Origin of the sequence: Limisphaera sp. 4302-co (genome assembly GCF_049537155.1) — a bacterium.
Lineage (GTDB): Bacteria > Verrucomicrobiota > Verrucomicrobiia > Limisphaerales > Limisphaeraceae > Limisphaera.
Window position 1 is genome coordinate 153,630 of the sequence record NZ_JBMVQZ010000005.1, and the last position, 18,033, is coordinate 171,662.

General features: G+C 65.1%; 14 protein-coding genes. 5 read left to right on the top strand and 9 right to left on the bottom strand.

Annotated features, from left to right (window positions below; genetic code table 11):
• Window positions 1-162 precede the first annotated feature (162 nt).
• The 3 genes from ACPDIX_RS07320 to dapF all read right to left on the bottom strand — a co-directional run bounded on the left by ACPDIX_RS07320 (window position 163) and on the right by dapF (window position 2,672).
• The gene (locus ACPDIX_RS07320) at window positions 163-519 is read right to left on the bottom strand and encodes a hypothetical protein (protein WP_423431126.1); all 357 of its coding nucleotides are present in this window, start codon (window positions 517-519) and stop codon (window positions 163-165) included.
• A 350-nt stretch (window positions 520-869) separates the two neighbouring features.
• Entirely contained in the window at window positions 870-1,823 is a 954-nt protein-coding gene (locus tag ACPDIX_RS07325) for an endonuclease/exonuclease/phosphatase family protein (RefSeq protein ID WP_423431127.1), read from the bottom strand.
• Window positions 1,824-1,859: 36 nt separating this feature from the next.
• The gene (gene dapF, locus ACPDIX_RS07330) at window positions 1,860-2,672 is read right to left on the bottom strand and encodes a diaminopimelate epimerase (protein ID WP_423431128.1); all 813 of its coding nucleotides are present in this window, start codon (window positions 2,670-2,672) and stop codon (window positions 1,860-1,862) included.
• Between the two features lie 260 nt (window positions 2,673-2,932).
• On the opposite strand from dapF, the gene ACPDIX_RS07335 reads away from it, so the two are divergent.
• Entirely contained in the window at window positions 2,933-3,748 is an 816-nt protein-coding gene (locus ACPDIX_RS07335; protein WP_423431129.1) for a M48 family metallopeptidase, read from the top strand.
• A 115-nt stretch (window positions 3,749-3,863) separates the two neighbouring features.
• On the opposite strand, the gene ACPDIX_RS07340 is transcribed toward ACPDIX_RS07335, so the two are convergent.
• Together ACPDIX_RS07340 and ACPDIX_RS07345 are read right to left on the bottom strand one after the other, a co-directional pair.
• Window positions 3,864-6,026: a methyl-accepting chemotaxis protein gene (locus tag ACPDIX_RS07340; protein ID WP_423431130.1), complete on the bottom strand. Its 2,163-nt coding sequence runs from the start codon at window positions 6,024-6,026 to the stop codon at window positions 3,864-3,866.
• Between the two features lie 615 nt (window positions 6,027-6,641).
• Window positions 6,642-7,046, bottom strand: a complete 405-nt coding sequence (locus ACPDIX_RS07345) for a cupin domain-containing protein (protein WP_423431131.1) — start codon at window positions 7,044-7,046, stop codon at window positions 6,642-6,644.
• Window positions 7,047-7,191: 145 nt separating this feature from the next.
• Here ACPDIX_RS07345 and ACPDIX_RS07350 point away from each other — a divergent pair, with 145 nt between their 5' ends.
• The 3 genes from ACPDIX_RS07350 (at window position 7,192) to ACPDIX_RS07360 (ending at window position 11,707) form a co-directional block, all read left to right on the top strand.
• A complete protein-coding gene (locus ACPDIX_RS07350) occupies window positions 7,192-7,458 on the top strand; it encodes a hypothetical protein (RefSeq protein WP_423431132.1) in 267 nt (88 codons plus the stop codon).
• Window positions 7,459-7,605: 147 nt separating this feature from the next.
• Window positions 7,606-9,459: a DNA topoisomerase IV subunit B gene (locus ACPDIX_RS07355; RefSeq protein WP_423431133.1), complete on the top strand. Its 1,854-nt coding sequence runs from the start codon at window positions 7,606-7,608 to the stop codon at window positions 9,457-9,459.
• Window positions 9,460-9,565: 106 nt separating this feature from the next.
• Window positions 9,566-11,707 carry a M3 family metallopeptidase gene (locus ACPDIX_RS07360; protein WP_423431134.1) on the top strand — a complete coding sequence of 714 codons (2,142 nt, stop codon included), beginning with the start codon at window positions 9,566-9,568 and terminating at the stop codon, window positions 11,705-11,707.
• Window positions 11,708-11,811: 104 nt separating this feature from the next.
• On the opposite strand, the gene ACPDIX_RS07365 is transcribed toward ACPDIX_RS07360, so the two are convergent.
• Window positions 11,812-13,389, bottom strand: a complete 1,578-nt coding sequence (locus tag ACPDIX_RS07365) for a flippase activity-associated protein Agl23 (RefSeq protein ID WP_423431135.1) — start codon at window positions 13,387-13,389, stop codon at window positions 11,812-11,814.
• Window positions 13,386-14,057, bottom strand: coding sequence for a discoidin domain-containing protein (locus ACPDIX_RS07370; RefSeq protein WP_423431136.1), 672 nt, complete (start codon window positions 14,055-14,057; stop codon window positions 13,386-13,388). Before ACPDIX_RS07370 ends, ACPDIX_RS07365 begins: the two co-directional genes overlap by 4 nt.
• 608 nt (window positions 14,058-14,665) lie before the next feature.
• Between ACPDIX_RS07370 and ACPDIX_RS07375 the strand changes: the two genes are divergently transcribed.
• Window positions 14,666-15,253 (top strand): LysM peptidoglycan-binding domain-containing protein, encoded by a 588-nt coding sequence (locus ACPDIX_RS07375; protein ID WP_423431137.1) that lies wholly within the window; start codon window positions 14,666-14,668, stop codon window positions 15,251-15,253.
• Window positions 15,254-15,374: 121 nt separating this feature from the next.
• Here ACPDIX_RS07375 and carA read toward each other — a convergent pair whose 3' ends face one another.
• A complete protein-coding gene (carA, locus tag ACPDIX_RS07380; RefSeq protein WP_423431138.1) occupies window positions 15,375-16,520 on the bottom strand; it encodes a glutamine-hydrolyzing carbamoyl-phosphate synthase small subunit in 1,146 nt (381 codons plus the stop codon).
• Window positions 16,521-16,528: 8 nt separating this feature from the next.
• Window positions 16,529-18,010 carry a glutamate synthase subunit beta gene (locus ACPDIX_RS07385; protein ID WP_423431139.1) on the bottom strand — a complete coding sequence of 494 codons (1,482 nt, stop codon included), beginning with the start codon at window positions 18,008-18,010 and terminating at the stop codon, window positions 16,529-16,531.
• Window positions 18,011-18,033: the final 23 nt, after the last annotated feature.

Genomic DNA, 18,033 nt, shown 5'->3' on the forward strand with positions numbered 1-18,033 from the left:
CCCCAGGTGTCTCCGGCAGTGCACGGGACGGCGCCCGCTCATGGGTCCTTACCAGGATCGCCAGAGCACAGCTCCGAAAGCGGAACAGCCCCCCAAAACAACAAGACGCCACGGCATCATACCGCGGCGTCCTACCGGGAAAGAAACGCAGTGACGCAGCCCTTACTTCTCCTGGGCTTTCTGCTGTTTGGCCCGCGCCGCGCGCCACTCGGCCCAGCGCTTCCGCTGGGCCTCGATGATGCGCCGCTTGCCCTCAGGGCTGATGGTCCGGCGCTTCCGCCGTGCCACAGCCGCCGGAGCTGTCGGAGCCGTGGAAACCGCCTTCGCCACCGCACCCGCGGCACGTGGCGGACGACCGCGGCGCACCCCGGTGGCCGCTGCTCCAGCCGCGGGGGCTGCCGGAGCCGACGCACCACTCAGGATCGCGTTCAGCTCTTTCTCAAGTGCTTCGATTTGTTCTTTAATCGCAACCGCACGACGCAGTTGCTCACTGGACAAACTGGCGAGTGCCGCATTCATGAAGCCAGTGAAGACCTTTCTGTGTCATTTTGGCAAGCAGGAAATGATGCTTTTTCCTCAACCGCACGGAAGGTCCGGTCTCACCGAGAAACCCTTCCTATTGCCGGGATGCCTGGCGGCTCGAAGAAGACTCCCATCACACCGGAGTCAAAGGGCACAGGCTAACAAACCTGTCTCTGTGCAAAACTGCAACGAAGGTCCCGGTCCGCGCCTTCACTTCGTGCCCCGGACGCGGCAGCCGCGCGTGTCAAACGATGCAACGGTCCGGCCCCCACCGCTTCGGTTTGCCGGCGCCGGACCGGCTCCCTCGCGGGGCCCCTTTTTCCTCCGTGGCACCCTTTCCCGCCGGTTCAACGATCCTCGGCCACGAAGGTGGCCACAATCGGCCGATGATCGGAAGCCAGACCCCAGTTGGGATATGCCAGGACGTATGTCTCCTCCGGCAACCACTCGGGCGTCATCCCGGGACTGAGCATGATGTAATCCACGCGGGAGTAGGAATCCTCCGGCTCATAGAAGTGCGTCCAGACAATGCGAGGTGCATCGCTCCGGGGACGCACGGGTCCCACGGTATCGCCGTTCGGCTCGGCCGGACGGGTGTCGGTGAGCCGGAACCGGCCCGAACCTTGAATGGCTCGCACCGGCCGGGAGTTCTTGACGTCATTGAAGTCTCCGGCAATCAGCAGGTTGATCCCCGGTTGCCGGGTCAGTCGCTCCTCGATCTTGGCACGCACGATGCGCGCTTCTTCGAGTCGCATGTCCGCCTGATCCGCCACACCCACGGGCCGCCGCGATTTCAAATGCACGACAAACATCGTGAAGCGGTAGGACTCGACCACCTGGAGATCCACTTCCAGGATCCCCCGGCTCACGTGCAGTCGCCTTCCGTTCAGCAGGTAGGACTCGTTGGTGTGGGAGCGTCGCGCCACGATGGGAAACCGGCTCAGGAGCGCCACCTGAATGTTGGTGTCCCAGCCGGAGGCGATCTCCCACCATGGATAATCCAGCCCCCGCACGGCCAGGCGGCGGCGCAACTCTTCCACGGCCTCCGCACCGCCCATCTCCTGCAGGGCCAGCACGTCGGGCCGCAGCAATTCCACCGCCCGGCACACCTGTTGCCTCGACTCTTCCGTTTTTACCGGGCGCCCCGTTCCTTCCTGCAGGATGTAGTTGGCCACGTTGTAGGTGGCCACGCGAAACTTCAGTGGTTCGGCACCGAGGGTGGCCACGCCCAGCATCCACGCGCAGGCAACCCAGGTCCACCAACCTCCACGCCGGCGCAACCGAATTCCCATTGGTTTCATGACCTCCTCACATGCAACCCACTCTGCAGGTTTCTCTCAAATCACCAAGCTGCCCTCGAAAACGAATTCCGCCGGGCCGGTCAGGTGCACCTCTTCGAACCGATCCCCCTGGCGGTGGAAAGAAACCCGCAGGCTGTCGCCGCCCTGCACACGCACTTCCACCGGGGAGGAAAACTGATGCAACAACGCCGCGATCAACGCCGACGCGGTGACCCCCGTGCCACAGGCCAGGGTCTCACCCTCCACACCCCGTTCATACGTGCGCACGCGGATCCGGCCCGGTTCGATAACCTGGACGAAATTCACATTGGTGCCCCGGGGGGCGAACGCGGAGTGCCACCGGATCTCGGGACCCAACCGTCCGACCGCCGCCCGATCGGCATCGGAAACAAACAACACCGCGTGCGGCACGCCGGTATTGATGGCGTGCAGTTCCACCGGACCGGTGCTGAGCGCCAGGGAGAGATGCAGCCGCAGATCCGTGGGCGGAGTGAGCCGAACGGTCACCTGCTCGCCCTCGTAACGTGCCTCCACCACACCCGCCAGGGTCTCGAAACGTAACACGGGCCGGTCCCAACCCGTCACCCGCTGCACGTACCGTGCAAAACAACGCGCACCGTTGCCGCACATCTCCCCGCTGCTGCCGTCGCTGTTGTAGAATTCCCAAGCCCAGTCGGCCCGCCCACCCTCGCTCTCCCGAAGGGCAATCACGCCATCGGCACCCACGCCGCGGTGCCGATCGCACAACCGCCGGACAAGGGCCGGTTCCAGTTTCACCGACCCTTTGCGGTTGTCGAACAGGATGAAATCATTGCCCGCACCGTTCATTTTCCAGAATCGGAGCTCCATGGGACCCAACTTAGCGGCCCGGACCTGAAAAGGAAACGGCGAAAGACCCTCCTTCGAACGACCCGCCCGCGCCTTGCAGCCAGAGGGCCGCCCGCAAAAACCCGTTCACCCGTGACACACGCACGGTGCGCCGGAGACCCGGAGCCCGACCACCTCCGAGGCGCGCCCGGTCACGAGCCGCATCGGGAAAGTTTCACGGTTGCTTTTCCCGGACCGCACCGCATGCTGGACCGGGAATCTGGCAAACCCAGGCTGCAACCATGAAACCAAACAGGACTTGCGTAGCGACGACGCTGGCGTCGGTGGCCGTCATGGGCGTGCTGCTCGGTTGCGCCACGGTACCCGAAACGGGCCGGACCCAACTGAGGCTCATCCCTCCCGCTGAAGAGGTCCAGCTCGGCCTCCGCAGCTTCGAAAAACTGAAACAGGAGCTGCCCATCAGCAAGGACGCCGCCGCCCGGGCGATGGTTGAAAAGGTGGGACGAGCCATTGCCGCGGTGGCCCCGCTGCCGGATGCCCAGTGGGAATTCGTTCTGTTCGAAAGTCCCGAGGCCAACGCCTTCTGTCTGCCCGGAGGCAAGGTCGGCGTGTACACCGGCATCCTCCCCATCACGCAAAACGAGGCCGGCCTGGCAGCCGTCCTGGGCCACGAGGTCGCCCATGCGGTGGCCCGGCACGGCGCCGAGCGCCTCAGCCATGAATGGCTCCGCCAACTCGGCGGCAGAATCCTGGTGGCCAGTATTTCGGACTCCGACCCCCGCGCCCAGCAACTGGCCGTGCTGGCCTACGGCATCGGCACGGAGGTCGGGGCCATCCTCCCCTACAGCCGCCTCCAGGAATCGGAAGCCGACCACATGGGCCTGCTTTACATGGCCCGGGCGGGCTACGATCCACGCGAGGCCGTGCGGTTCTGGCAGCGATTCGCCGCCTACAACCGGGAACAAGGTGGGATGCGCATCCCCGTCTGGCTGCGAACGCATCCGCTGGACGAGACCCGCATCCGCCAGTTGGAAGAATGGATGCCGGAAGCGCTGGCCGAATACGAGAAAGCCCGCGCCACAAGTGCGGGCCGGTAGGTCTGTTGCCGACGGCAGGTCTGCCTTCAGCCGGAGCGAACAGCATCCCCCGCCTGACCAGGTCCGGGTCCAGTATCCCTCAACCGTGGGGCGGACCCGGCCACCTCGCCGCTCCTCAGGCCCGGACGGGCGTCCCCGGCACATCCGGGGCACTCGAGCCTGCACGGCCGCCCAACCGGCCCGGATGGTTCCCGTTGCCGTGCGGGAAGGAGGCCCGTGACCCGCCATCATGAGCGGACCCGGCATGCTGCGTCTGCACCACTCCGTTCCCGGCGGACCCTGCGGGATGAGGTTCGGAAGCTTCGGTCGCCGTCTTCATCCCAATCATGGCTTCAAGATCCGCCACGGCCCGGCGGAGCAGTTCGGCCTGGGCACTCAGTTCCTGCGCGGTGGCTGCGTTTTCTTCCGCCGCCGCCGCGTTGGACTGGGTGATCTTGTCCATCTGCCCCACGGCACTGGAGATCTGGCCGATCCCACGGCTCTGTTCCTGCGAAGCAGCCGCGATTTCAGCCACCAACTCATCCACCTGCCGCGCGCAGGAAACGACTTCCTCAAGACTTTGCGCCACTTTTCGACTCACCGCCACGCCCCGGCGGCTCCGTTCCATGGAGGTCTCGATGCGCTCGGAGGTCTCGCGGGCCGCGGCAGCCGCCCGTTGGGCAAGGGCGCGGACTTCGTCGGCCACGACGGCGAACCCCATCCCTGCCTCACCGGCGCGCGCGGCCTCCACCGCCGCGTTGAGCGCCAGCAGGTTGGTCTGGAAGGCGATCTCGTCAATGGTCTTCAAGATCCGGGCGACCTGTTGACTCGATTCGTCTATTTCAGCCATCGCAACCTGCATCTGGCGCATCTCTTCCATGCAGCCCTCGGCCGTGGTGCGCGTCCGCCCCGCCAGTTCGCGGGCCTGCTGGGCATGAGCAGCGTTTCGCTGGGTCATCGCCGTCATTTCCTCCAGGGAAGCGGAGGTCTCCTCCAGCGACGCCGCCTGAGTGGTCGTTCCCTGTGCCAGGGCCTGACTCGTCTGGGCCAGGTGCCGCGCACTGCTGTTGAGCGTGCGCCCGGTCTCGGCCAGCTCGGCGGCCACCCGGCCCACCGGACGGGCCAAACCTCTGGCCAACCAGAGACTGACCCCCATGCCCAGCCCGATGAGCACCACCGTCCCGGCCAGCACGCGGCCCAGCATCGTGCCCAAAGCACCCGTGGCCGCCTGCGAAGCCGCCTCCAGCTCGGCACGGGGCACCTGCAAACCTATCACCCACTCGTATGGGGCAAAATACGTCGCCGCCACGAAGATCGCCTCTCCGGCATCCGAAGAGTCGCCCGTTGCTTGGAACTCGGCAAACACCCTCTCACCCGCCGCGCCATCGGTGGCGCGCTCAATCAGCTCCCGGAAAGGATGGTGTCCCTCGGCATCCCGCACGTCCCAGACGCTTGCCCCGTCCCGGGTACCGTCTGGCGACAACACGTATTTCCCTTTCTGATCGCCCGAGGCGCCCAGGATGAAAACACGGCCCGATTTCCCGTAGCGAATCCGACGCAGGCTCTGCTGGATCTGCTCTTTGACGGTCTCGATCGTGGTCCCCACGAACAGCACGCCCACGATCCGGCGGTGCGATTCGTCCCAAAGAGGCCGGTACAGGGTGTCGTACCACTGGTTGACCACAAACGCGCGGCCGCGGTAGTCCTCACCCTTGAGGATGGCCGAAACGACCGCGTTGGGCGACCCATCCGGATTCCGATGCGGGATGTAGGTCCCGATGGCACGGCGCCCGTCGGTGTGCAACACGCTGGTCGTGACCCGCAGCAGGTCCCCTTCCTCGTTCATCCGCTGGAAGACGGTGGCTGCGTCGCGCGTGTAGTATTTCACGTCGTCCACCACAGGCGCGTGCTGATCGATACCCAGGGTCGGAGACAGCCACGTCGCCCCCACGTATGCCTTGGGCAGCACCACACTCCGGGTCTCCTTGGTGAATTGATTGACAGCCTGCCAGGCAACCGTCTCCCCGTCCAACCGGAACCCACCCGCCTTTTGAAGCGCGTCCTCGGCAACCTTGAGACTGTGCATCAGGCGGTCCTGCACCTGTCGCTGTGCGTTCTCGCACTGTTCCTGCACGCTCTGCAGAAACGCGGCGGCGGCGGCCTCGGCCTGCTGTCGCAGGAGCGGTTTCAACTCGCGCGCCAGCGAGGCACGCTGCACGACCACCAAAACCGCCAGCGCCAGTCCGGTTCCCGCCACCAGGGCGCTTCCCAATCCGGCAATCTTGGTCCGCATGTTCATGGCATTCGTCCGCATGGGCTTTCAGGAACCACGCACCCACCACATCCACCGCATGCCACAAATCCTTCAGCCACCGCGGTTGCGCCGGGCAGCGGAACCCGTTCCCCGGTCCGCCGCCGAACGGGGCCCAAGGCCCGGCCTTCGACCCGGACCACGCACCGGCAAACCGCGCGGCTCATCCTTCCCCGATCGGCGACCACCCTCGCCGCGGCCGCCTGCCGCGCGGTGCGCATCTCAACCGAAGCCTGCCCGCCCCGGGAGAACCTCCCCCGAAGGAAAAGCCCCTTCCCCGTCCTGGCAGGACACAGCCCCATTTCAATCCCCACGCGGAGCAGTGCCGGCCCAACGCCGTCACAGATCGTGCGGATCCAACCTCAAGGGGCACGGTCGGGACCTGACCTGCATTCGCACCGGGCATCGGCAGAAACGACCGGGGACTTGAGAAAAAAATGCGCGCGGTCTGGAAGGCCGCCCCGTCGGGGCTGCCCGTCCGGGATCGAATGGGGACCGGTCTCGGTAGAGAAAGTCGGCCGGGAACTCAGCCCGGGGCTCGCCCATGCAGGAAGATCGGACGCCCCGGGCCGGCGGCCGGCGTGTGCAAGCACCAGGCCGCTCTCAACATTTGTCTTCCGCCGCGGCACTCGATCCGCTGCCGTCGGCCGGGCTGCCCGGTTGAGCCGCAGACGGAGGCGTCAGGATCAACAGCATGGAGAATCGCTCGACCGCTCTCACCGCATGTGGGACGCCGGGCGGCATGTAGACGACCTGGCCGGCCCCCAGCCGGTGTGTACGGCCTGCCAAATCGAACTCGCAACTCCCGTCCAGCACCTGCACCCAGGCGTGCCGGGTGGTCGTGTGTTCGGTCAGTTCCTGACCGGCATCGAAGGCGAACAACACCACCCGCAGTTGGGGCAGAGCAAGAAGCGTCCGGCTGACAATGCCGTTAGGAGCGTACCGGGTTTCTTCGGCCAGGTCCAGGGTCCCGGCCTGCCGAGGCGCAAGAACGGGCTGCTCTTTCATACAAGAGGAACGTAGCATTCTTCCCCGTCGGCGCTTTGACCGGGGTCAAGGAGGGTTGCGCCGGGGTCGAATCTCTTTATGCTGATGAGGCCGCGCTGCCCCGGTGGTGGCGCGAGACGGTCAACACACTTCGAAGGTTTGGAATATGGCCAAGAAACTGACCTGGACAGCAGTGGTTCTGCTGATCGCCGGGCTTCTGGTGGTGAGCGGGGTGGTGCCCGTGGGACGTGTCGTGGGACTGTACGTGACCCTGCCGGTCGGCGTCGTGTTGCTGGGCATGAGCCTCATCTGGCGGATGTTGGAACGGCAGGAGGAGGCACCGGCCGGTGCCGCCGCGTCCGAGGCACGAGCCGGTCACGAACCCCCGGGCACTCACAAGGAAGGGGGATGCGGTTGCGGCTGCCACCATTGATCGATCGGCCAGATTCTCGGCGCAGCGAATCGGGGCATCGCTTCTTCCGGCGGGCCGGGAGGTCCTCCTGCGCAACCGGCGGGGCTGGGAAGGGTTGCTTCGCGAATGGTCGGACCGTCCAACCGGCGGACTGACCCACTCCTACCCATGGCAGAGACCAAACGTCCTGCGCACCAGTACGACGAGAGCAAGATCAAAACGTTGTCGTCGCTGGAGCACATCCGGCTGCGCACCGGCATGTACATCGGCCGTCTGGGCAACGGATCCCATTACGACGACGGATGTTACATCCTGCTCAAGGAGGTCATCGACAACGCGGTGGACGAGTTCATCATGGGGTACGGTCGCCAGATTGACCTGGAGATCGAAGGTCCCCGCGTGCGCGTCCGGGACTACGGGCGCGGCATCCCGCTGGGCAAGGTGGTCGATTGTGTCTCCACCATCAACACCGGGGCCAAGTACAACGATGACGTCTTCCAGTTCAGCGTGGGGCTGAACGGGGTCGGCGCCAAGGCCGTCAACGCCCTCTCCCGCCATTTCCTCGTCCGCAGCCATCGAAACGGCCAGTTCGTCGAGGCCGTGTTCCGCCAGGGGCGTCTTCTCGAGGAACGCAAGGGAAAGGATCCACAGGCGGCCGACGGCACCTTCGTCGAGTTCGAGCCGGACCCCGAGATCTTTCGCGACTGGTCTTTCCGGTTGGAACATGTGGAACGGCGGTTGCGGCACTACAGCTATCTGAACAGCGGCCTGAAACTGGTCCTCCGCTGGAACGGTGAACCGCCGCGGGATTTTCATTCCCGCCACGGGTTGATGGACCTGGTCATGGAAGAGCTGGCCACCGACGGAAGCGAACCGCTCTACCCGCCCCTGCATTACAGTTCCCGCACGCTGGAGTTCTGTTTCACCCACACCAACGGCCGCTACGGCGAGACGGTCTACTCGTTCGTCAACGGGCAGTACACCAGCGACGGAGGCACGCACCTCAGCGCCTTCCGTGAGGGCCTCCTAAAAGCCGTGAATGAATACGCCCACACACGCTTCGAGGGCGATGACGTCCGGGAATCCCTCGTCGGCGCCGTGGCCGTGCGACTGAAGGACCCCGTTTTCGAATCCCAGACCAAGAACAAGCTCGGCAACACCGAGATCCGGGCCGAACTGGTCAACAAGGTCCGCGAAGAACTCCTGCACTTCTTCCAGCGCAACCGCACCATCGCCGAGGCCATTCTGGCCAAGGTTCGGGACACCCAGCAGTTGCGCAGGGAACTGCAGGCGGTCAAAAAACTGGCGCGTGAACGGGCGCGCGCCATCAGCCTGCGCATCCCCCAGTTGAAAGATTGCCGGCGGCACTACGACAAACGCACCGGCAGGGGCGCCGGCACCATGATCTTCCTTTGCGAGGGCCAGTCCGCCGCAGGCTCCATCACCTCCTGCCGCGACGTCGAAACCCAGGCCGTCTTCGTCCTCAAGGGCAAGCCCCTCAACGTCTGGGAGCTCAAACGCGAGGTGATGTACAAGAACGACGAGCTCTACAATCTCATGCAAGCCCTCAACATCGAGGACGGCGTGGACGGCCTGCGTTACGAAAAGGTCATCCTGGCCACCGACGCCGATGTGGACGGCCTCCACATCCGGAACCTGATGATCGCGTACTTCTTCCGCTTCTTTGATGCCCTGATCCATGACGGCCACCTCTACGTGCTGGAAACGCCGCTGTTCCGCGTGCGCAACAAGGAACGCACCCTCTACTGTTACAGCGAGGCCGAGCGCGACACCGCCGTCCGCGAACTGGGCGGCAAACCGGAAATCACCCGGTTCAAGGGACTGGGCGAGATCAGCCCGCGAGAGTTTGCCCGGTTCATCGGACCGGAGATGCGGTTGAGCCGCGTGGAATACGCACCCCGTCCCGAGGCGGCGGCCATCCTGGACTTTTACCTGGGCCGCAACACCCCCCAACGCCGCGAGTACATCATGGAACACCTGGTGGTCCCGGACACCGAATGACGGCCGACTTGACTCCTCCTCACACTCCACCCGCCCGCAGGGCCCGGGCCCGAACGGCAGTCGCCGTGCTTGCCGGATCCGGTCCCGCCTTCTACGATGCGGGGCCATGGTTGCCAAAACGTGGGCCCCTTGGGCACTGGCTCTCATCATGACCGGCTGCACCGCTGCTTCACACAAGGAAACGTTTCAAAAGCCCATCCGCTCCCTCAAAGAGGCGCAGGCCCGGGCGGAACGCTTCGGCTCGGTCATCGCCGTGCCGGAGTTCGAAACCTCGCCGGAGGCCATCCGCCAACTGGTGGATCGGACCATCCGGACGGGAAACGCCGCCCTCGACGAAATCGCCGCTCTGGATCGGACCCGGTTGACCTTCGACGACACCGTTCGCGCGCTGGACGACCTCGGCCACATGGTGGGCACGGCAGCCAACCGGCTGGCCTTCATCAAGGAAACCAGCCCCGACGCCTCGCTTCGTGAGGCGGCCACCGAGGGCCTCAAGACCCTGCAGGAATGGAGCGTCGGCATCGAGTATCGGGAGGACGTCTACCAGGTTATCCGGGCCTACGCCGACACCCAACCCCGGCTTTTCGGCGAGGACGCCAAGCTCCTCGAAGAAACCCTGCGCGACTATCGCCGGGCCGGACTCCACCTGCCCCGCCAACAGCGTGATCAGGTCGAGCAATGGCGCAAGGAACTGGCCCGTCTCAGCACCGACTTCGACACCCATATCACCCGCGCCCAAAAGGCCCTCCGCTTCACCCGCAGTGAACTCGAGGGAGTCCCCGAAAACTTCCTCAACCTCCCCGACATCCACACCGGCCCCGACGAGTACACCATCCACGTCAACGTGACCTGGCAATACCTGATGATCATGGAAAATGCCCGGCGGGAAGAGGTCCGGCGCCGGGTGGAAACCGAACGCTACCGGCTGGCCCGCGAGGAAAACGCCGAACTGGTGGGACGCATCCTGGCGCTGCGCGACCGGATCGCCAAGGCCCTCGGTTACGCCCACTGGGCCGATTACCAGATCGAACCCAAGATGGCCAAAACCGCCGCTCGCGCCCTGAGTTTCCTCCGGGAAACCGCCGCCGCCCTGCAACCCAAGTTCGACGAGGAAAAGGCCATCTTCCAGGCCATGAAGGCGCGCGACACGGGCGACCCCAACGCCCGCCTCCACATCTGGGACTGGCGTTACTACGCCAACCAGCTCAAGAAAGAACGTTACCAGGTGGACGCCGAACAGTTGCGGGTCTATTTCCCCTACCAGCAGGTGCTCGATGGAATGTTCCGGATTTACCAGCGCATCTTCGAACTGCGGTTCGACCCCATCGAACCGCCCTGGCGCTGGGTGCCGGAGATCCAGCTCTACGCCGTCAGCGACGCGGTCACAGGCGAACCTCTGGGGCTCTTCTACCTGGACATGTTCCCGCGTGAGGGCAAGTTCAATCACTTCGCCCAGTTCGGTCTCATCGAGGGCAAACTCCTGCCGGACGGCCGCTATCAACGGCCCACCGTCGCCCTGGTCTGCAACTTTCCCCCGCCCCAACCCGACCGGCCCTCCCTCCTCTCCCATTCAGAAGTGGAAACCCTCTTCCACGAATTCGGCCACGCCATGCATTCGATCCTCACCCGGGCCAAATACAGCCGCTTCGCCGGCACCAGCGTGCCGCGCGACTTCGTGGAAGCCCCCTCCCAAATGCTGGAAAACTGGGTGTGGGACAAGACCGTGCTGGACAGTTTCGCCGCCGACTACCGCGATGCCTCGCGCAAGATCCCCCCGGAAATCCTGCAAAAACTCAAGGACGCCAAAAAAGCCAGCATCGCACATTTCTACAGGCGCCAGTTCTCTTTCGGGATCATGGATCTGATCCTGCACACACAGATCACCGGGGAAAACCCCTCGGAGGCCGTTCCGCTGGCAAACCGGATCCTGGGCGAGGTCTTCTATCCCATGCCCGAAGACACCACGTTCATCACCTACTTCGGGCACTTCACCGGCTATGACGCCGGCTACTACGGCTATGCATGGGCGGACGTCATCGCCGCCGACATGGCCACCGTGTTCGAACAGGCTCCGGAAGGTTACCTCGATGTCTCGGCCGGGCGCCGGCTGCGCCGCGAGATTTACGAGCCCGGTGATTCAAGAGACGTGAACGAATCCGTGGAAAAATTCCTCGGCCGCCCGGTGCGGCGCGAACCGTTCCTGCGCGAGTTGGGCATCCTGCCGGAAAACGCGGCGACGACGCGCTGAGGCCGGGGTACGACCCGTCCGAGAAACCGCAATCGGTCCCGCGGTCCGGGGCCGGGTGCAACCTGTCCGTCATCAGGGAGGTCCCATGCCGCACCCGATGAGGTTCAGGGCACCGGCGAACCCGCCTCTTCCTCCGCCGCGGGGCGCGTTTCGAGCCAGTGTTTCCAGAGCTCCAATTCCACGTACAGCTCCAGAAACACCTTGGGCCGGATCTCGTACATGCCGGCCATGAGCCAGCGCCTGTCGGAGCGTTCGTCCCAGCGCACATTCCATTCCGCCGCCGCCACGATGACCGGCGCGACCGGCTCATCCGGGAAACGGTCGTACCAACCCACCCGTTCGAAGGCGCGCCAGTACCACGGCAGCGGCCAGTACTCGTGCCGGGGCACCGCCACTTGGATGAGCATGCGCGGTCCGTCCGGGTGCACCGCCGCCAGCTCCTTCACCCGGTTCACCAGGCCCAACAGGTCCGGCACGGTTTGCGCGTAGACATAGGGGTTGCGCCAGTCCGAGTGGCGGATGAAGTTCGCCTGCACACACTGCCAGGCCAGATGCAGCGCGCCGATCGCGCCCCACGCAACAAACAGCACCCGCGCGCCCGGATGCGAGAGCCAACGCCAGGTCACCACCACACCCGCGCCCGCCAAAAGGACGAAACCGTGCCAGAAACCGACGGCGCACCAGGGCGTCTTGTAGGGGATGACGGAATAAAAAACCGTCAACAACCCCGTATAAAGCACGAGGCACCGCAACCATCCACGGTGGATCTCGCCCGGGCCGTGTCCCCGCCAGGCCGCCAGCACCGCGGGAAACGCCAGGATGAAAATGATCCCCTCGCTCCACACCCAACCGCGGGGCCGGTGGAACCACAGGAGCCGTTCCAGGTAGAAATACCACGGATGAATGTGCGGGGAGTCACCCGCGGCCCGGCGCAGCCACGGCAGATAGGACAGCACCGAGTCCAAAGGACCCCTGGGATGCGTGAAAAAACTGGTATAGAACGTCACCGAAACCGCCAGCGCCGCCAGGAGCGCCACCACGAGGTGTGCGGTTGGGACAGCCCTCCTCAATCGCGTCTGCCAACCGCTTCCCCACTCCCAGCGCGCCACCCCCAAAATCGCCAAACCCATGGCCGCAGCGGGCAACAGAAAGGTTTCCTTGGTGGCGTGCATGAACCCGAGGGCCGCCCCGCCCATCACTGCCCAACCCATCTGTCGCGAACGGATGTACGCCCAGGCCGACCAACCCAGCACCAAGGTGGAAAGGGCCAGCAACATCTCATGAATGAAGTTGCGACTGTAAAAGACCAGCGCCGGTGACAGGGCGGTGAAGAGCGCCGCCACCAGAATGGCCGGCAGACCCATGGCCTGGCGCAGGGGCCACAGGAGCAGCACCAGCGCCGCACCGGCCAGGGCCGGGGTGAGCCGCAACGTGGCCTCATCCAGCTCGGCGAAGCTGGCGACACCGCGCAGGCGGATGGGAATCAGCGAGAGGTAATAAAGCGTGGGACCGTGGTGTTCGGCCGGATCGTATCGGTAAGGTTCGCTTTGCCAGGCGGCGGCCTGACGGATGGCGTTGACCGCCTCGTCATTGTGCATGGGGCGGAGGTCCAGCCGCACGCAGCGGACCCCCAGCCCCAGGAGGACAATCAACAGGAAGGCCCATGCCCCCGCCCGAGTCATGAGGCCGGAAGGGCATAAACCTCGATCTCCTGCCAGCAGTTCAGAGCGCTCTGACTGCTCCCGCGGGTGTAACAACGCACATAGCGGGCGGTGACACCCTTGCCATCCACGATCTTGCCGTAGTGTGTTTCAAAATACTCACGATCCGTACCTACGCCCAGGCCGGAACTGTTGTCGGTGTCGTTGTTGAACAGGGTGATGACGCCCTCTTTGAACTCCGGATCATTCGAGACCTGCACGATCACGTCGCGGAAAATCTGCAGGTAGCGGTGATCGTGCCACATCGCGATGGCGTAGATCTTGTAAGGTTGACCCAGGTCCACCTGCACCCACTGGGTGCCCCGGCGGAACTCCACCGCGTCGTAATCGAAAGCCTCCTTCTTGCCGTCGGTGATCTGGCTCAGCTCGCCCGTGAACGGTTGCACGCTGGCGGTGACGGGTTTCCCGAGGGCCACATTGGTCACGCCCCTGGGCACGTAAAAGGGCGGCCGCGGTTTGTCGGACAACGGCTCGATGTTGGGGCCGCTGGGCAGGTCTTCCGGCGTCCCCTTGAGCGTGGGGGCCGGCAGTTTCAGTTCCAGCGGCACCTTTTCCTGGGCACAAACCGTCCCGGCAACCGCACCCCAGACAAGGGCCGCACCCAACAGTCCGCTCCATCCCTTTGCCATTCGTTCAACGTTCACCATAACGCGATTCTTCCTCTTTCAGATTTGCTTCACAGTAGCCCAAGCCCCCACCAGACGAAAGGCCAAACCGACCGGCCACTTCAGAAGTTTCTGACGCCGGACGCTCCCGGGCTATTCAGGACGCGTCAGAACCCTGACCACCAGCCGACCGCCCGGCGGCGGCACCCGGGTCAACCCGGCGGCTGCCTCAGAAGTTCCTTCTCGAGGCCATCTTCAAGTAGCGCACCGGCCGGCCGCAACCACGCATCCCCATCCGGCGGGAAACAGCGAAAGCGGACAGCCTCGGAAACGTTGCGCCCGATTCGACCAGGCGGGGGTGCCATGCCGCAACCCTGCCAGTGTCCCCACCCGGATGAACCACAGATCCCGGAGGGCGCCGGCGTTCGGGGCTCGGTGGTGTCGCGGTTGAAGAGGAAGCCGTGGTGCCGGAAGATGCGTGCAGAGGAGGCAACATTGCCCGGGCACGAGACGGGTGCGGCAGACGAGAGGTAACCCCGCTGCATCGCAGGAGGGCAAGGTCGCCCGAGTGTTGTGTCCGGCCGGGCGGTGTCGGCTTGCGCGCCGAACAGGCGGGTCCTATCGTCCGGCGCATGAAGGCGTGGACATGGGCGGTGATACTGGCGGGGTTGTGCGGAGCCGTTTCCCTGCGAGCCCAGGACCCTGCGGTGGAGGACCGACTGACCCGCATCGAGGGCCAGATCCGGGATCTCCTGGCCGCACAGGCGGAGATCCAGAAACGGATGGCCGGGCTGGTGCGCGAATTGAGCGAGCTGCGAGACGAGGTCCGGTCGGGCACGGGCGAGTGGGCCACCCGGGCCGAGGTGCGCCGGCTGGGCGAGGCGATCCAGGAAGTAGACAGGAAACGGCGCGAGGACTACGAGAAAATCGCGCAGGAACTGCAGCAGTTGGCGAAACTGCTGGCCTCCGGTGGCGGCGGTCGGAGCTCACGCCCGTCCGCAGAAGAGCGCACGGAACGCCGTCGGTCCGATTCCGACACGACGGCCGAGCTGGGATACGAATACGCGGTGAAACCCGGGGATACTTTGTACGCCATCATCCAAGCCTACCGCGAGGCGGGGATCAATGTCACATTGTCGGATGTCCTGAAGGCCAACCCGGGCCTGAACCCCAACCGACTCCAGGTGGGCCAGAAGATTTTCATCCCGCAACCGAAGTAAGCCCGCCCCTGCCGGTGGCGCGGATCTCGTCTTGCTTCTGCCGGCCTGTCTGATCGGGTGGGGAACCGTTCCGGTGCTGCAGGTCTCACCCGCAGGCCGTAAAGGAGTGGTCGCCGCACCGTCAACGGCGCTCGATCATCTCTCGGAAACGGGCGAACAACGGTGCTGCGTCGTGCGGGCCCGGAGCCGCCTCGGGATGGTACTGAACGGAAAAGATGGGCTTGCTACGGTGTCGCATCCCCTCGACGGTCTTGTCGTTGAGGTTGATCCGGTCCACGACCACATCCGAAGGGAGTGTGTCCGGGTCCACCGCGAATCCGTGGTTCTGCGAGGTGATTTCGACCCGGCCGCTTTCGAGGTCCTTGACCGGCTGGTTGGCGCCGTGGTGACCGAACTTCAGTTTGAAGGTTTTGCCTCCGAACGCCTGGCCCAGGATCTGGTGTCCCAGGCAGATGCCGAAGATGGGGATCCCGGTGCGGATCAGGTCGGCCACCGCACGAACGGCATAGTCCAGGGCTGCCGGATCGCCCGGCCCGTTGGAAAGAAACACCCCTGCGGGCTTGTAATGCAGGACCTCCTCGGCCGGTGTATGCGCGGGCACGACCTGGACGGCGAAGCCGTGCTGCCGGAGCTGCCGCAGGATGTTGTACTTCACCCCGAAGTCGTAGGCCACGATGGGAATGTCCGCCGGCGGCAACCGGGGCGGTGCCACCCGCGGGTTACAATTCTCCAAGTGGAACGGCACGCTCAGACGGCCGTCCTCGTCCCACCGGAACGGCTCCGGATGCGTGACCTCCCGCACGTAATCCACACCGATCAGCCCGTGCCAGGACCGCGCCCGTTCCACCGCTTCCTCGTCGGAAACATCTTCCGTGGAGAGGAAACCGTTCAAGGCGCCACGGACGCGCAGCTTTTTCGTGAGGGCGCGCGTGTCCACGCCCTGGATCCCGGGGATGCCGTAGGACTCCAGGTATTCGGAAACCGACCGCCGTGCGCGCCAGTTCGAGACCACGGGCGAAAGTTCCCGCACCACAAAACCCGCCACGTGCGGCCGCCATGATTCCACGTCCTCATCGTTGACGCCGTAGTTTCCGATGTGCGGGTAGGTCATGGTGACGATCTGCCCCTTGTAGGAGGGATCCGTGAGGATCTCCTGGTAACCGGTGAGGGCGGTGTTGAAGCAGACCTCCCCGCACGCGGATGCGCGGGCACCGAACCCGGTGCCGTGGTAGACGGTTCCGTCTTCGAGGGCCAGGACGGCTTTCATCGGGCGGCTCACGGCAACGCGGTTTGGCCCATGAGGAAGCGGTCCACCTCCCGGGCACAGGCGCGACCCTCGTTGATGGCCCAGACCACCAGACTCTGTCCGCGCCGCATGTCGCCCGCGGCGAACACGCGGGGCACGCTGGTTTGGAAGCGACCGTACTCGGCCTTGACGTTGCCGCGCGGGTCGCGTTCGAGCTCGAGTTGGTCGAGGATGGTGTCCTCCGGACCGAGGAAGCCCGTGGCCAGCAGGACCAGTTGTGCCGGCAGGGTCTGTTCGGTCCCCGGCACCGGCACCGGGGTGAACCGGCCCTGGGCATCCTTTTGCCAGTCCACCATCACCGTCCGCACGCCTTTGACATGGCCCGATTCATCGCCCAGGAAACGAACCACGGTGGTGCGGTACCGGCGGGGGTCTTCGCCCTGGAGGGCAGCGGCCTCTTCCTGGCCGTAGTCCACCCGGAAGATCTTGGGCCATTCCGGCCAGGGGTTGTTCGGCGCGCGGGTCTCGGGTGGCTTGGGCAGGATTTCGAGCTGGAGCACGCTGCGGCAGCCCTGCCGGATGGCGGTTGCCACGCAGTCGGTGCCGGTGTCGCCGCCGCCCACGACGATCACGTCACGGTCCTTGGCGTCAATGAAATCGTGGTTGGTGCCCCCGCCCAACAGACGTTTGGTGTTGGCGGTGAGAAACTCCATGGCGAAGTGGACGCCCTTGAGGTTTCGACCCTCCACGGGCAGGTCGCGCGGTTTGGTGGCGCCGCAGCAGAGGACCACGGCGTCATACTCCTCCAGGAGTTTGCCGGCGGGCAGGTCGCGCCCCACCTCACAGTTGGTCACGAATTGGACGCCTTCCCGGGCCATGAGGTCCACCCGGCGCTGGACCACCCGCTTGTCCAGTTTCATGTTGGGGATGCCGTACATGAGCAGGCCGCCGACCCGATCGGCCCGTTCGTAAACCGTGACGGAGTGACCGGCCCGGTTGAGCTGGTCGGCACAGGCCAGTCCGGCCGGACCGCTGCCCACCACGGCCACCTTTTTGCCGGTCCGCCTTTTCGGCGGGTGAGGCGTGATCCAGCCCGATTCCCAGCCGCGATCGGCAATGGCGCATTCGATGGCCTTGATGGCCACCGGCGGGCGGATGAGACCCAGGTTGCAGGCCCCTTCACACGGGGCGGGACAGACCCGGCCGGTGAACTCGGGGAAGTTGTTGGTCTTGTGCAGGCGTTCCAAGGCTTCGCGCCAGAGCCCGCGGTAGACCAGGTCGTTCCACTCGGGAATGAGGTTGTTGATGGGACAGCCCGAGGCGGCCCCGCCGAGAATCATGCCGGTGTGACAGTAGGGCGTGCCGCAGTCCATGCAGCGGGCGCCCTGGGTCCGCAACGCGGCCTCGTCCATCGGCAGATGGAACTCGTCCCAGTTCCGGATCCGCTGCAGCGGCGGCAGTTCCGGCGGCAGTTCACGGGCGTACTCGAGGAATCCTGTCGGTTTTCCCATGGATGTCGTCTCAGAAGAAATGC